The organism is Streptomyces noursei (assembly GCF_001646665.1).
Classification (GTDB): Bacteria; Actinomycetota; Actinomycetes; order Streptomycetales; family Streptomycetaceae; genus Streptomyces; species Streptomyces lavendulocolor.
The window spans coordinates 1-15,173 of sequence record NZ_LWBU01000249.1 but is presented as its reverse complement, the minus strand read 5'-3'; the positions used below and the strand labels follow the sequence as shown (position 1 = coordinate 15,173).

Below are 15,173 nucleotides of genomic sequence, written 5' to 3'. Positions count from 1 at the left end.
CGCGCGGGACCTGGCTGGTCAGGGGGCAGGGGTTCATGGACACCGACGGTACGTACGAGGCACGCGAGTCCCGAGGAGGCGCGGTCCCGCGCCCGGCCGGTCCGCCCATGCCGTCCGTACCCCCGCCCGAGCACCCTCCGGCGCGGCACGACGGGCGGGCGCCGTACTCCGACCAGGCCACGGAGAGCCGGCGAGCGGCCGCACCCCCGCGCGTACCGCCGCCGCCGTCCCACGCGCCCACCGCCATCGGCGTGGCCGAGTGGCTCCGCATCCCGCGTCCCGCGGCCGCGCCCGGCGTCTGGAGGCTCGGCCACCGTGAGAGGCCCGAGCAGGAGCCGGACCTCGTGCCCGGCCGGCAGCTCCTCACCGGCGCCTTCGTCGCCTACCTCGCCGGTTGGCTCTTCTGGTCGCTTCTGTGGAACGAATACCTGGAGGGGTGGTGGATCTTCGTCAACGACTGGTGGCTGCTGCCCATGCTCTGGATCCTGCCCGCCGACTCGCATCTGCCCACCAGCCCCTACTTCCCGATGTACGTGGCGGCCACCTACCTCTGGTACGCCCTCATCCTCACCCTCCTTGCCGTGGGATTCGGCCGCGTCGGCAATTGGCGGGACGTGTGGCAGCGGTACGGCGTCCCCATCTGGCCACTCTTCGTCCTGCTGCCCGGCGTCTGGCGTGAGATGCCGCGCACCGTCGCGTGGCTTGAGTGGGTTTCCAACCTCTACTACGTGCTCCTTGCCGCCGCCCTTGTCGCGGCGGTCGGCCGGGCCGGCGCCTGGCCCGCCGTCCGGCGCCGTCTTGGCACCACCAGTGCAGGCGACGCCCCACCACCGCCCCCGGACGCCGATCCCGTCGACTGGCCCGAGCTGCGGGACGCCGGGCTCACCGACGCGGCGGCCCGGCTGGCCGAGGCCACCAGGAGCGGGGCGCTGCGCGACGTCGACTACGCCCGCATCCGCCGCGCCTGGCAGGGCGTACGGACCCACCCCGACCGGCTCGCCGCGTTCACCGACGCCGTGCGCGCCCACGGGCCGGCCGCCTGCGCGCACCCCTCGGGCGTGCGGGACCTCCCCGTGCGCACCGCCGCCCACGACCTGGCCACCGCCCAGGTGCGGATCGGCACCGCGGCCGACCACCCCCGCAACCCCTACGCCCGCCGGACGACCGGGGTCGCCCTGGAGCCCGCCGTGCTCGGCACCTCCCTGCTGGCCGTCGGACCCGCCGGCTCGGGCAAGACGGTCCGGCTGGTCCGCCCGGTCGTCGAGTCCCTGTGCCTCCAGGCGCTGGCCAACCGCGCCGCCGTCGTCGCGGTGACCGCCCATGGCACCGCGCTCGCCCCGGACGAGGCGTTCGACGTCATCGTCTCCGTGGGCCGCCCCGACTCCCGCCACGACCTCGACCTGTACGGCGGCGCCGACGACCCCGACGAGGCCGCCCGGATGCTCGCCGAAGCGCTCGTCGGCGACCTGGTCCCCGACAGCCGCCGCGCCGCCACCGCGCTGGCCCAGCTCATCGGGCCCTACCGCGCCGCGCACGGCCACTTCCCCGCCGTACCGGAGCTGCGCGAACTGCTCGGCGGGGCGCCGAAGGCCCTGGCCGAGCTGCGCGCGGCCGTGGCGGACGACCCCGCCCAGCTGCGCGAGCTGGACGCGCGCGAGCGGCAGGCCGAGCGCGGCGACGACATCGGGGTGCTGCTGTCCGAGCGGATCGCGTTCCTCGACCGGCCCGCGTTCGCGCGCTTCTTCCGCACCGACGGCGAGGGGCACCGCTTCTCGCTGCGCGCCATCGAGCACCCGCTGCGCGTCCGGGTCGACCTGCCCGAGCGCGGGCACGCCGAGGCCTCCCGGATCGTCGCCCGGCTGCTGCTGGCGCAGTTCACCGAGGCGGCGCTGGCCCGGGCGGACCGGTCCCTCTTCGCCTGCCTGGTGCTCGACGACGCCACCTACACGGTCACCGCCGACTCCGTGCGCGCCGTCCAGCGGCTGCGCTCGGCTCACGCGGGCGTCGTCCTGGCGCTGCGGACACTGGAGGACGTGCCGGAGGCGCTGCGCGGTCCGCTGCTGGGCGCGGTGGGGTGCAGGATGGCGTTCGCCGGGATCGCGCCCTGGGACGGCGGACGGTTCGCCGAGACGTGGGGCACCGAGTGGGTGCAGACCCGGGACGTCACCAACCGGCAGATCATCTCCGACGAACCGCTCACCAAGGCGCTGCACTTCCTGCGCCGCCTGGCCACCGGCAAGGCCGCGACGGCCGAGGCGGTCACCGTGCGGGAGGTCGAGCGCCAGCGCTGGTCCGCCTCCGACCTCGCGCACGCCGTGCCCCCCGGGCATGCCGTACTGTCCCTGACCGGGGTGAGGGGGGAGCATGTCCCTCCGCTCCTGGTCGATCTGCGGACCTGACAAGACATGACAACCTGGCAGAATTGATGGGTGTCGTTCATACGGGACGGCGAAAACCCTTCCGTGTCACCTCCCGAAAGTCCGACGGTCCCCGCCATGCCGCTCACGCTCGCCTCGCTCGTCCAGCATTCGGCGCTGAAGCTCACGGTCCGCGCCGGGGAGGACCGCCTCGACACGCCCGTCCGCTGGGCGCACGTCAGTGAGCTCGCCGACCCCGTCCCCTACATGGAGGGCGGCGAGCTGCTCATGGTCACCGCCATGAAGCTGGACGCCGAGAACCCCGACGCCATGCGCCGCTACGTGAAACGGCTGTCCGACGCCGGGGTCGTCGGACTCGGCTTCGCCGTCGGCGTCAACTACGACGAGGTGCCGCAGGCGCTCGTGGACGCCGCCCGCGACGAGGGCCTGCCGCTGCTGGAGGTACCGCGCCGCACCCCGTTCCTCGCCATCTCCAAGGCGGTGTCGGCGGCGATGGCGGCGGACCAGTACCGGGCGGTGACGGCCGGGTTCGAGGCCCAGCGGGAGATGACGCGGGCGGCCCTCGCCGAGGGCCCGGCCGCCGTGGTCGCCCGGCTGGCGGCCCATGTCAACGGCTGGGCCGCGCTGTACGACGCCTCCGGCGCCGTGCTGGCCGCCGCACCCGAGTGGGCGGCCCGCCGCGCGGCGCGGCTCACCCCGGACGTCCAGCGGCTGCGGGAGCGGTCGGCGCCCGCCAGCACGGTGGTCGGGGGCACCGACGACCGGGTCGAACTCCAGTCGCTCGGCAGCGGGCGGCGGGTGCGCGGCGCCCTGGCGGTCGGCACCGGCGCGCCCCTGGGGACGGCGGAACGCTACGCCGTCCACTCGGCCATCGCCCTGCTGACGCTCACCACCGAGCGGTCCCGTTCCCTCCAGGCGGCCGAGCAGCGGCTCGGCGCGGCGGTGCTGCGGATGCTGCTGGCCGGGCAGCCCGATCACGCCAGGGCGGTGGCGGGCGACCTGTACGGGGGGCTGCTGGACGCCCCGTTCCGGCTGCTGCTCGCGGAGCCCGCCACGGCCGAGCGCGACCCGGCCGCCGAGGCGCCGCTGCCCGCGCTCGCCGAGGCCCTGGAAGCGGCGGCCGCGCGCGCCGCCGAGGCGGTGCTGACCGTGCCGGAGGGCGACGAACGGCTGCTGGTCCTGGCGGGCGACGGAGGCGCGGTCGCGGCCGCCTGCGAGGCGTACACCGAGAAGGAGGCGGAGGAGGCCGGGGTCGTGATCGGACTGTCGGCGCCGACCGGCCCGATAGCGGCGGGGGCCGCGTACAAGCAGGCCGAGCAGGCCCTGTCGGTGGCCCGTCGCCGAGGCCGCGCCCTGGTAGAGCACGAGGACCTGGCGGCCGGCTCCGTCCTGCCCCTCCTCGCGGACGACGCGGTGCGCGCCTTCGCCGACGGCATGCTCCGGGCCCTCTACGAGCACGACGCCACCGGCCGCGGCGACCTGGTCGCCTCCCTGCGCGCCTGGCTCTCCCGCCACGGCCAGTGGGACGCGGCGGCCGCGGACCTGGGCGTCCACCGCCACACGCTGCGCTACCGGATGCGCCGCGTCGAGGAGATCCTGGGCCGCTCCCTGGACGACCCGGACGTCCGGATGGAGCTGTGGCTCGCCCTCAAAGCCACAGGCGGCGCCCCCGCCACCTGACCGGGCCGCTTCCGCGCCCCACGGACCCGCCCCCGGCCGCGCCACACCCCCGCACCCGAACAACCACGTCGCAAAACTGCCGACAACCGCGCCGATCCTGCCCGATAGCGGGCAAAAATCTTGAAGTCACCGCCGTTCGCTCCCTAGTCTCCGGTGCATGACAAGCCGCGCCGCAGATCCGGCACCCACCACCTCCACCCCCGCCACCTCCCCGCGCCCGCCCCGCGGCGGACCCACCGCCCGCCGCATCACCGGCGCGGTGTGGGCCGCCCTGGCGATCGTGTACGTGGTGTGGGGGTCGACGTACCTCGGCATCCGCGTCGTCGTCGAGACGATGCCCCCGTTCCTCTCCGCCGGGGCCCGCTTCGTCGTCGCCGGGCTGCTCCTCGCCGCCCTGCTGGCCTGGCGGAAGGGGCCCGGCGTGCTCAAGGTCGGCCGCCCGCAGCTCGCCTCCGCCGCCGTCGTCGGACTGCTCCTGCTCCTCGGCGGCAACGGGCTCGTCGTCCTCGCCGAGACCTCCGTCCCCTCCGGCCTCGCCGCCCTGCTCGTCGCCGTCGTCCCCGCCTGGGTCGTCCTGCTGCGCACCGCGTTCGGGGAGCGCCCCGGAGCCCGCGCGTACACCGGAGTCCTCCTCGGCCTCGCCGGGCTCGCCGTCCTGACCCTCCCCGGTCTCAGCGGCGAGGTGCGGATCGGCGGCGTCCTGACGGTCGTCGTGGCGTCCCTCCTGTGGTCGGCCGGGTCGTTCTCCGCCTCCCGCATCCCCATGCCCGCCAACCCCTTCACCGCCAGCGCGTACGAGATGGTCGCCGGCGGCCTCGGCTGCCTCCTCGTCGGACTGGCCCGCGGCGAGCACCACGGCCTGGACCTGACCGGCTTCTCCGCCCGTTCCTGGACCGCCTTCGGCTACCTCGTCCTCTTCGGCTCGCTGCTCGCCTTCACCGCGTACGCCTGGCTGCTGCAGACCGCCCCGCTCTCCCTCGTCGCCACCTACGCCTACGTCAACCCCGTGGTCGCCGTCGCTCTCGGCGCGCTGATCCTCGGCGAAGCCGTGACCTGGCCGATCGCCCTGGGCGGGGCCGTCGTCGTGGCCGGGGTGTGCCTGATCGTCAGTACGGAACGGCGAAACTGAAACCCCGCACCACTCCATCCAGGACAAGCGACCGCGCGCCGCCCCGGCCCTACCGTGTGAGCAGAGGAACCTCCCACCCCGCACAGCTTCGAAAGGGCCGGATCCACTCATGAATGCCACCGCCTTCTGGCTCGCCGGCCGTCAGGCCACCGGCGAGACGACCTTCGACGTCACCTCCCCCTGGGACGGCCGCACGGTCGGCCGGGTGAGCGTGCCCACGGAGGCTCAGGTCGAGGAGGCCGTGGCCGCCGCCCATGCGGTCGTCGACGAGTTCGCCGCCACCCCGGCCCACGTCCGCGCCGCCGCCCTCGACCACGTGTCGAAGCGGCTCGCCGAGCGGACCGAGGAGATCGCCCAGCTGATCTCCGCCGAGAACGGCAAGCCCATCAAGTGGGCCCGCGGCGAGGTGGGCCGCGCCGTCTCCGTCTTCCGCTTCGCCGCCGAGGAGGCCCGCCGCTTCAACGGCGGCGAGGCCCAGCGCCTCGACACCGACGCCGGCGGCACCGGCCGCCTCGGCCTGACCCGCCGCTTCCCCAAGGGCGTCGTCCTCGGCATCGCGCCGTTCAACTTCCCGCTGAACCTGTGCGCCCACAAGGTCGCCCCGGCCATCGCCGTCGGCGCCCCCATCATCCTCAAGCCCGCCCCGGCCACGCCGCTCTCCGGTCTGATCCTCGGCGAGCTGCTGGCCGAGACCGACCTGCCGGCCGGTTCCTGGTCGATCCTCCCGGTCACCAACGACCGCATGCCCGCCCTGGTCAAGGACGAGCGCCTGCCGGTCATCTCCTTCACCGGTTCCGACAAGGTCGGCTACGCCATCCAGGAGTCCGTGCCGCACAAGCACTGCACCCTGGAGCTGGGCGGCAACGCCGCCGCCGTCGTCCTCGGCGACTGGTCCAGCGAGGAGGACCTGGACTGGGCGGCGACCCGCATCGCCACCTTCTCCAACTACCAGGGCGGCCAGTCCTGCATCTCCGTGCAGCGCGTGATCGCCGACGCCTCCGTGTACGACCGCCTGGTCGCCAAGGTCACCGCCGCCGTCGAGGCGCAGGGCACCGGTGACCCGTCCGACGACACCACCGACGTCGGCCCTCTGGTCAGCGAGGACGCCGCCAAGCGCGTCGAGACCTGGGTCGACGAGGCCGTGGCCGCGGGCGCGAAGCTCCTCACCGGCGGCAAGCGCGACGGCGCCACCTACGCCCCCACCGTGCTGGAGAACCTGCCCGCCGACACCACCCTCGCCTGCGAGGAGGTCTTCGGCCCGGTCCTCACCCTGCACAAGGTCGACGGCGAGGCCGAGGCGTTCGCCAAGGTCAACGACTCCAAGTTCGGCCTCCAGGCGGGCGTCTTCACCCACGACCTGCAGACCGCCTTCCGCGCCCACCGCGCCCTGGAGGTCGGCGGCGTGATCATAGGCGACGTCCCGTCCTACCGCGCCGACCAGATGCCGTACGGCGGCGCCAAGCAGTCCGGCGTCGGCCGCGAGGGCGTCCGGTACGCGATGGACGACTACACCTACGAGCGCGTGCTGGTCCTCACCGGCCTCGCCCTGTAGGGCCACGCCACTCGTACGGCCCAGACCGGCGGCCCGAACCCACTGTGCGGGGGTTCGGGCCGCCTTTTCGTACCCGCCGTTATCGGGTAATACGGTCGAGTAGCACCGGTCGGTAGGACCACCGGCCGGCCGCCCCCGAACGCGGCGAGGTGAGCCCTGCATGTCCGGCCCCCAGCACCAGCCCAAAGTCACCGAGCGTGAAGCCCGCCAGGTCGCCGAGGCCGCCCGCGAACAGGACTGGCGCAAGCCCAGTTTCGCCAAGGAACTGTTCCTCGGCCGCTTCCGGCTCGACCTGATCCACCCGCACCCGATGCCCGCCACGGAACAGGCGCAGCGGGGCGAGGAGTTCCTGGCCAAGCTGCGGGACTTCTGCGAGACGAAGATCGACGGCGCCCTGATCGAGCGCGAGGCCCGCATCCCCGACGCCGTCATCGACGGCCTCAAGGAGCTGGGCGCCCTCGGGATGAAGATCGACACCAAGTACGGCGGCCTCGGCCTCACCCAGGTGTACTACAACAAGGCCCTCGCCCTGGTCGGCTCGGTCAGCCCCGCCGTCGGCGCCCTGCTCTCCGCCCATCAGTCGATCGGGCTACCGCAGCCGCTCAAACAGTTCGGCACCCCCGAACAGAAGGAGACCTACCTCCCGCGCCTCGCCCGCACGGACATCTCCGCCTTCCTGCTCACCGAGCCCGACGTCGGCTCCGACCCGGCCCGCCTCGCCACCACCGCCGTACCCGACGGCGACGAGTACGTCATCGACGGCGTCAAGCTGTGGACCACCAACGGCGTCGTCGCCGACCTGATGGTCGTCATGGCCCGCGTACCGAAGTCGGAGGGCCACAAGGGAGGCATCACCGCCTTCATCGTCGAGGCCGGCTCGGACGGCGTCACCGTGGAGAACCGCAACGCCTTCATGGGCCTGCGCGGCCTGGAGAACGGCGTCACCCGCTTCCACCGGGTCCGTGTCCCCGCCGCCAACCGCATCGGCCCCGAGGGCGCCGGCCTCAAGATCGCGCTGACCACCCTCAACACCGGGCGCCTCTCCCTGCCCGCCATGTGCGTGGGCGCCGGCAAGTGGTGTCTGAAGATCGCCCGCGAATGGACCTCCGTGCGCGAGCAGTGGGGCAAGCCCGTCGCCCACCACGAAGCCGTGGGCGCCAAGATCTCCTTCATCGCCGCCACCACCTTCGCCCTCGAAGCCGTCGTCGACCTCTCCAGCCAGATGGCCGACGAGGACCGCAACGACATCCGCATCGAAGCCGCCCTCGCCAAGCTCTACGGCTCCGAGATGGCCTGGCTCATCGCCGACGAGCTCGTCCAGATCCGCGGCGGCCGCGGCTACGAGACCGCCGAGTCCCTCGCCGCCCGCGGCGAACGGGGCGTCCCCGCCGAACAGCTCCTGCGCGACCTGCGGATCAACCGCATCTTCGAGGGCTCCACCGAGATCATGCATCTGCTGATCGCGCGCGAGGCCGTCGACGCCCACCTCGCGGTCGCGGGCGACATCATCGACCCCGACAAGTCCCTCGGCGACAAGGCGAAGGCCGGCGCCCAGGCCGGCGTGTTCTACGCCCGCTGGCTGCCCAAGCTCGTCGCCGGACCGGGCCGGCTGCCCGGCGCGTACGGAAGCTTCCACCCCACGGGACACGCCGACCTCTCCACCCACCTCCGCTACGTCGAGCGCACTTCCCGCAAGCTGGCCCGCTCCACCTTCTACGCCATGTCCCGCTGGCAGGGCCGCATGGAGACCAAGCAGGGCTTCCTCGGCCGGATCGTCGACATCGGCGCCGAACTGTTCGCGATGAGCGCCGCCTGCGTGCGCGCGGAGCTGCTGCGCTCCACCGGCGACCACGGCCGGGAGGCGTACCAGCTGGCGGACGTCTTCTGCCGCCAGTCGCGCATCCGCGTGGAGGAGCTGTTCGGGCGGCTGTGGACCAACACCGACGACCTCGACCACAAGGTGGTCAAGGGCGTCCTGTCCGGCACGTACACCTGGCTGGAGGACGGCATCATCGACCCCAGCGGCGACGGCCCCTGGATCGCCGACGCCACCCCCGGCCCGTCGGCCAGGGAGAACGTCCACCGCCCCATCCGCTGACGCTCCCCGGACGCGCCGACGCCCGGACGCCCGGTGCCCGTCCCGCCACCCACGGCGGGACGGGCACCCGCGGCGCCCCGGACCGTCGGGCACCCGACCGTCGGAGACGGGCACCCCGACCGTCAGATGTCGATCACCCGGTAGGCGATCGTGTAGACGCCGCCGGACCCCTCCAGCGAGCGGTACTGCACCTCGGCGCCCGCCTCGCTGCCGGTGACGAGCGTCGCGCCCAGCTTGTCGTCGCTGCTCGTCGTGTCGTCGTCCCACAGCGTCATGGTGCGCGCCTGCTGCTTGCCGAGGACGAGCGCCGCGTTGCCGTTCCCGTCCGTCATCGACCGTACGTAACCCGGGCCCATCGTCTGGTACTTGAGGCTTCCCGGCCACACCTTCACAGGGTTGCCGTTGGCGTCGGTGACCTTCAGGTACGCCTCGTCGTGATCGCCCTCGCTCTGCTGGTGGCAGGTCAGCTCCAGCAGCTCGATGCGGACGTAGTCGATCGGCTCGGCCTGGGCGCTGCCGGCGAACCCGGCGACGCCGGCGAGCGAGACCAGGGCGGCCGCGGCCACCCGAGCGATTCCACGCATGATTTCCCCCTGTGAACGGTGTGGTGGCGGCCCCGTGACGATCCCCCCGGGGCCCGTGCCGTCCCTTCGGCACACCACCACCCTGCCCGCCGTCGGCCCACCGCATCTACGCGCGTTCCACTCAGCGGAACACGGCCCGGCCACGCCCTCACGGACCCACCTCGACCTCCGACCGGGCCAGCGCACGGGTGACCGCGCAGGCCGCCTCGGCGACCCGGCCCGCCACCACCTCCAGCCGCTGACCGGCGCCGACCATCGCCGCCACCGCCCCCACCACGGCCCCCGCCGGCGACCGCACCGGCAGCGCGGCGCAGCACACCCCCGCCACCACGTCCTCCCGGTCCAGCACGGCACCCCCGCGCACCGGGCCCCGCAGCGCCTTGCCCACCGCCGTGTCCAGCGAGAACGCCTCGCCGTCCCGCACCGCCACCAGCGGCTCCACCCGGCCGGGCACCGAACACACCGTCAGGGCCCGCTCCTCGCGCAGCACCGCCAGCACCACACTGCCCCCGGTGGCGGCCCGCAGCCGGTGCAGCGGCAGCCGCCCCGCGGCCCGCAGCCCCGGATGCGGCTGCCAGGCCTGACCCAGCCGGTAGAGCTGCGGGCCCAGCCGGTAGCGCAGACCACGGCGCTCCACGGCCTGGAGCGCCACCAGCTGCTCCAGCAGCCGGTGCGCGGTGCTCTTCGGCACCCCGCACGCGACCGCCAGTTCCGTCACCCCCGCCTCCTCACCGTGCCGGCGCAGGGCTTCCAGCAGCGCGAACGCCCCCTCCAGCACCCCGCGCCCGCCGCCCGTCGTCCGCGCGCGTACGGCTGTGTCCATCGCATCCCCCCGGATGTCGGGACCCGGCCGCGTCCCCCGAACGAACCGCGCGGCCCCGGCCCTTGATTCCGCGCACCATGTTCCCCGGACCACCGCGCCGGGCGAAACCGTTGTGACGTGTCGCCCCGCACACACCCGCGCACACCCCCGCGCGCCCCGCGCACGCGGCAGCCCCGGGAGCCCGCCCCCGGAGCCCCCGCCCCCCGGGGGGCGACCACCACCTGAGACGCCCGGCGCCCGGCGCGCCCCGGACGGCAGGATGGCCCCGTGACCGTCATCGACATCCCCGGCTCCAAGTCCGTCACCGCCCGCGCCCTGTTCCTCGCCGCCGCGGCCGAGGGCACCTCCACGCTCGTCCGGCCCCTGGCCTCCGACGACACCGAGGGGTTCGCCGAGGGCCTCACCGCCCTCGGGTACGAGGTCGAGCGCGCCCCCGGCGAGTGGCGCGTCCAGGGCCGCCCCGCCGGGCCCGCCGCCGCCACCGCCGACGTCCACTGCCGCGACGGCGCCACCACCGCCCGCTTCCTGCCCACGCTCGCCGCCGCCGGGCACGGCGACTTCCGGTTCGACGCCTCCGCCCAGATGCGCCGCCGCCCCCTCGCCCCGCTCACCGGGGCCCTGCGCGCCCTCGGCGTCGACCTCCGCCACGAGGAGGCCGAGGGCCACCACCCGCTGCGGATCGCCGCCGCCGGCATCAAGGGCGGCGCCGTCACCCTGGACGCGGGCCAGTCGTCCCAGTACCTCACCGCCCTGCTGATGCTCGGCCCGCTCACCGCCGAGGGCCTGACGATCACCGTCACGGACCTGGTCTCGGAGCCGTACGTCGAGATCACGCTCGCGATGATGCGTGCCTTCGGCGCCGCGCCCACCCGCGACGGCGACGTCTTCACCGTCCCGCCCACCGGCTACCGGGCCACCACCTACGCCGTGGAGCCCGACGCCTCCACCGCCAGCTACTTCTTCGCCGCCGCCGCCCTCACCGGCCGCGAGGTCACCGTCGAGGGCCTCGGCACCGGCGCCCTCCAGGGCGACCTGGCCTTCGTCGAGGTCCTGCGCCGGATGGGCGCCGACGTCCGGACCGACGCCCACAGCACCACCGTGCGCGGCACCGGCCGCCTCCGGGGCCTCACCGTCAACATGCGGGACATCTCCGACACCATGCCGACCCTCGCCGCCCTCGCCCCCTACGCCGACGGCCCGGTCCGCATCGAGGACGTCGCCAACACCCGGGTCAAGGAATGCGACCGGCTGGAGGCGTGCGCCGAGAACCTCCGCCGCCTCGGCATCACCGTCACCACCGGCCCCGACCGGATCGAGATCCTGCCCGGCACGCCCCGCGCCGCCGGCATCACCACGTACGGCGACCACCGCATCGTCATGTCGTTCGCCGTCACCGGCCTGCGCACCCCCGGCATCTCCTTCGACGACCCCGGCTGCGTACGCAAGACCTTCCCGGACTTCCACGCCCACTGGGAGAGGTTCACCTCCCCGGCTCGGCTCGCTCCCTGACCCGGCGCCCCGCCGGACGGTCGCGCGGCAGGGCGAATTCGGGTGCGTGCCGGGGGGCGGACCGGTCAGACTCGCGGCATGACAGCGAGGATCAGCCGCATCAACCCCGAGCAGTTGCACGAGACGCCGGGCTACCACCACATCACCGTGGTGGAGACCGGCCGAACGGCCCATCTGGCGGGGCAGTGCCCCCTCGACCAGGGCGGCTCCCTCGTCGGCCCGGACTCCCTCGAGGCGCAGGTCGATCAGGTCGTCGTGAACGCCCTGGCCGCCCTTGCGGCGGTGAACGCACAGCCGCGGCACGTGGTGCGTTCGGTGATCTACGTGCGCAGCGACGACAGGGACGACCTGGGCCTTGCCTGGCACCGGCTCACCGCTTCCGCCCTCGGGCCGGCCTTCACGTCCGCCAGTACGCTTCTGGGGGTGGCGCAGCTGGGCTTCGCCGGGCAGCTGGTCGAGGTGGACCTCACCGTCGCGCTGCCCGACTGAGCTGCCCTCGCGCGGCGCCGGGCACCCCGCTGTGACGCGGGCGGAACCGTCCGTCGCGGGAAGACGCTCCTCGCCCCGCGGCGGTGGCAGGGCCGGAGAACAGGCTCGGGCGGGGGATGCCGGGTCGGGGCACGGCCCGGATGCGGCAAGAATGGGGGGCATGAGCGACAGCCCAGCCCCCCTCGCAGACCCGCACATCGCCTTCGATCCGGCCGAAGGCCGCCGGGACGTCGTCGTCCTCGGCTCCACCGGGTCCATCGGCACCCAGGCCATCGACCTGGTGCTGCGCAACCCCGACCGGTTCCGCGTCACCGCCCTCTCCGCCGCCGGCGGCCGGGCCGGGCTCCTCGCCGAGCAGGCGCACCGGCTCCGGGTGCGTACGGTGGCCGTGGCGCGCGAGGAGGCGGTGCCCGAGCTGCGGGAGGCGCTGAAGGAGAGGTACGGCTCCGAGCCGCTGCCCGAGATCCTCGCCGGACCGGACGCCGCCACCCAGGTCGCGGCCTCCGACTGCCACACCGTGCTCAACGGCATCACCGGCTCCATCGGGCTCGCGCCGACCCTCGCCGCCCTCGAAGCCGGCCGGACCCTCGCCCTCGCCAACAAGGAGTCGCTGATCGTCGGCGGCCCGCTGGTGAAGGCCGTCGCCAAGCCGGGCCAGATCATCCCGGTCGACTCCGAGCACGCCGCGCTCTTCCAGGCGCTGGCCGCCGGAACCCGCGCAGACGTCCGAAAGCTCGTCGTCACCGCCTCCGGCGGACCCTTCCGCGGCCGTACGCGGGAGGAGCTGGCCCACGTCACCCGCGAGGACGCCCTCGCGCACCCCACCTGGGCCATGGGGCCGGTGATCACGGTCAACAGCGCGACGCTCGTCAACAAGGGCCTGGAAGTCATCGAGGCGCACCTGCTCTACGACATTCCCTTCGACCGCATTGAGGTGGTCGTGCACCCGCAGTCGTATGTCCACTCGATGGTTGAGTTCACCGACGGGTCCACCCTCGCCCAGGCCACCCCGCCCGACATGCGCGGGCCGATCGCCATCGGCATCGGCTGGCCCGAACGCGTCCCGGACGCCGCCCCGGCCTTCGACTGGTCCACCGCCTCGACGTGGGAGTTCTTCCCGCTCGACACCGAGGCCTTCCCGTCCGTCGGCCTCGCCCGGCACGTCGGACAGCTCGGCGGCACCGCCCCGGCCGTGTTCAACGCCGCGAACGAGGAGTGCGTCGAGGCCTTCCTCGGCGGCCGGCTCCCCTTCAACGGCATCATGGACACCGTCACGGCGGTCGTCACCGAGCACGGCACCCCCACCGACGGAACCTCCCTCACCATGCGGGACGTCCTGGAGGCGGAGACCTGGGCACGCGCCCGGGCCCGTGAACTGACGGCGAAAGCGACCGCGGAGGCTCGCGCATGACGATTCTGTTGACGATCCTCGGCATCGCGCTGTTCGGCGTGGGGCTGCTCTTCTCCATCGCCTGGCACGAGCTCGGCCACCTGTCCACCGCCAAGCTCTTCGGCATCCGCGTGCCCCAGTACATGGTGGGCTTCGGCCCCACCATCTGGTCGCGGAAGAAGGGCGAGACGGAGTACGGCATCAAGGCCATCCCCGCCGGCGGCTACATCCGCATGATCGGCATGTTCCCGCCCGGCGACGACGGCCGCATAGAGGCCCGTTCCACCTCCCCGTTCCGCGGCATGATCGAGGACGCGCGGTCGGCGGCGTACGAGGAGCTCCAGCCGGGCGACGAGACGCGGCTGTTCTACACGCGCAAGCCGTGGAAGCGCGTCATCGTGATGTTCGCCGGACCGTTCATGAACCTGGTCCTCGCCGTCGCGATCTTCCTCGGGGTCGCCATGACGTTCGGCTTCGCGACCCAGACGACCGAGGTCGCGGGCGTGCAGAAGTGCGTCATCGAGCAGAGCGAGAAACGCGACACCTGCGCCAAGGGCGACCCGGTGTCGCCCGCCCACGCCGCCGGCCTGAAGCCCGGCGACAGGATCGTCGCCTTCGGCGGCAAGCCGGTCGACGACTGGGCCACGCTCTCCCAGCGCATCCGCGACACCATCGGCCCCGCCGACCTCACCGTCCTCCGCGACGGCAAGGAGCTGACCCTCCACCCCACGCTCATCGAGAACGAGGTCCCCCAGAAGGACTCCGACGGCGAGGTGATCGCCGACAAGTACGTCCAGGCCGGCTACCTCGGCTTCGCCGCCAAAACCGAGATCCTGCCGCTCAGCCTCGGCCAGTCCGTGGACCGCATGGGCGACATGATCGAGAACGGTGCCGAGTCCATCGTCGCCCTGCCCTCCAAGGTCCCGGACCTCTGGAACGCCGCCTTCAGCGACGGCGAGCGCAAGGCCGACTCCCCGGTGGGCGTCGTCGGCGCCGCCCGGATCAGCGGTGAGGTGATGAACCTCGACATCCCCACGCAGAACATCATCGCGACGTTCCTGACCCTGCTGGCCGGCTTCAACCTCTCCCTCTTCCTCTTCAACATGCTGCCCCTGCTGCCCCTCGACGGCGGACACATCGCGGGCGCGCTGTGGGAGTCGGTGCGCCGCAACCTGGCGAAGGTCTTCCGCCGGCCCGACCCGGGCCCCTTCGACGTCGCCAAGCTGATGCCGGTCGCCTACGTGGTGGCGGGGATCTTCATCTGCTTCACGCTGCTCGTGCTGGTCGCGGACATCGTCAACCCGGTGAAGATCTCCTAGACGTCGTACGTACGTGTGACTGACGACGGCCGGACACCCCGCGGTGTCCGGCCGTGTCACCCGGGGGCTGTAATCTCGAAGCGGAGCCCGCCGATCTCGGGACCTCGATCCACACCTTGGGGTTGCACAGCAGATGACCGCGATTTCTCTCGGTATCCCGTCCGTTCCGACCAAGCTGGCCGAGCGCCGTGTCAGTCGCAAGATCCAGGTCGGGTCGGTCGC

11 protein-coding genes are annotated in these 15,173 nt (G+C 73.5%); 9 read left to right on the top strand and 2 right to left on the bottom strand.

Annotated features, from left to right (window positions below; all coding sequences use genetic code 11):
- Positions 1-35 precede the first annotated feature (35 nt).
- The 5 genes from A4V12_RS17295 to A4V12_RS17275 all read left to right on the top strand — a co-directional run bounded on the left by A4V12_RS17295 (position 36) and on the right by A4V12_RS17275 (position 8,837).
- Entirely contained in the window at positions 36-2,399 is a 2,364-nt protein-coding gene (locus tag A4V12_RS17295; RefSeq protein ID WP_234372211.1) for an ATP/GTP-binding protein, read from the top strand.
- Positions 2,400-2,495: 96 nt separating this feature from the next.
- Positions 2,496-4,058, top strand: a complete 1,563-nt coding sequence (locus A4V12_RS17290; protein ID WP_064070252.1) for a PucR family transcriptional regulator — start codon at positions 2,496-2,498, stop codon at positions 4,056-4,058.
- A gap of 157 nt (positions 4,059-4,215) precedes the next feature.
- Positions 4,216-5,187, top strand: a complete 972-nt coding sequence (locus tag A4V12_RS17285) for an EamA family transporter (RefSeq protein ID WP_079137094.1) — start codon at positions 4,216-4,218, stop codon at positions 5,185-5,187.
- A 109-nt stretch (positions 5,188-5,296) separates the two neighbouring features.
- Positions 5,297-6,739 carry an aldehyde dehydrogenase family protein gene (locus A4V12_RS17280; protein WP_064070251.1) on the top strand — a complete coding sequence of 481 codons (1,443 nt, stop codon included), beginning with the start codon at positions 5,297-5,299 and terminating at the stop codon, positions 6,737-6,739.
- 160 nt (positions 6,740-6,899) lie between these two features.
- Positions 6,900-8,837, top strand: a complete 1,938-nt coding sequence (locus A4V12_RS17275) for an acyl-CoA dehydrogenase family protein (protein ID WP_064070250.1) — start codon at positions 6,900-6,902, stop codon at positions 8,835-8,837.
- A 122-nt stretch (positions 8,838-8,959) separates the two neighbouring features.
- Here A4V12_RS17275 and A4V12_RS17270 read toward each other — a convergent pair whose 3' ends face one another.
- Complete coding sequence (locus A4V12_RS17270; RefSeq protein WP_064070249.1) at positions 8,960-9,421, bottom strand: hypothetical protein; 462 nt, start codon at positions 9,419-9,421, stop codon at positions 8,960-8,962.
- Positions 9,422-9,569: 148 nt separating this feature from the next.
- A complete protein-coding gene (locus A4V12_RS17265; protein WP_064070248.1) occupies positions 9,570-10,244 on the bottom strand; it encodes a helix-turn-helix domain-containing protein in 675 nt (224 codons plus the stop codon).
- A 267-nt stretch (positions 10,245-10,511) separates the two neighbouring features.
- On the opposite strand from A4V12_RS17265, the gene aroA reads away from it, so the two are divergent.
- The 4 genes from aroA to A4V12_RS17245 all read left to right on the top strand — a co-directional run bounded on the left by aroA (position 10,512) and on the right by A4V12_RS17245 (position 14,951).
- Positions 10,512-11,753, top strand: coding sequence for a 3-phosphoshikimate 1-carboxyvinyltransferase (gene aroA / locus A4V12_RS17260; RefSeq protein ID WP_064070247.1), 1,242 nt, complete (start codon positions 10,512-10,514; stop codon positions 11,751-11,753).
- Between the two features lie 78 nt (positions 11,754-11,831).
- The gene (locus tag A4V12_RS17255) at positions 11,832-12,242 is read left to right on the top strand and encodes a RidA family protein (protein WP_064070246.1); all 411 of its coding nucleotides are present in this window, start codon (positions 11,832-11,834) and stop codon (positions 12,240-12,242) included.
- Between the two features lie 160 nt (positions 12,243-12,402).
- Positions 12,403-13,653: a 1-deoxy-D-xylulose-5-phosphate reductoisomerase gene (dxr, locus tag A4V12_RS17250; protein ID WP_064070374.1), complete on the top strand. Its 1,251-nt coding sequence runs from the start codon at positions 12,403-12,405 to the stop codon at positions 13,651-13,653.
- Positions 13,650-14,951, top strand: a complete 1,302-nt coding sequence (locus A4V12_RS17245; RefSeq protein WP_064070245.1) for a M50 family metallopeptidase — start codon at positions 13,650-13,652, stop codon at positions 14,949-14,951. Before dxr ends, A4V12_RS17245 begins: the two co-directional genes overlap by 4 nt.
- The last annotated feature ends 222 nt before the right edge of the window (positions 14,952-15,173 follow it).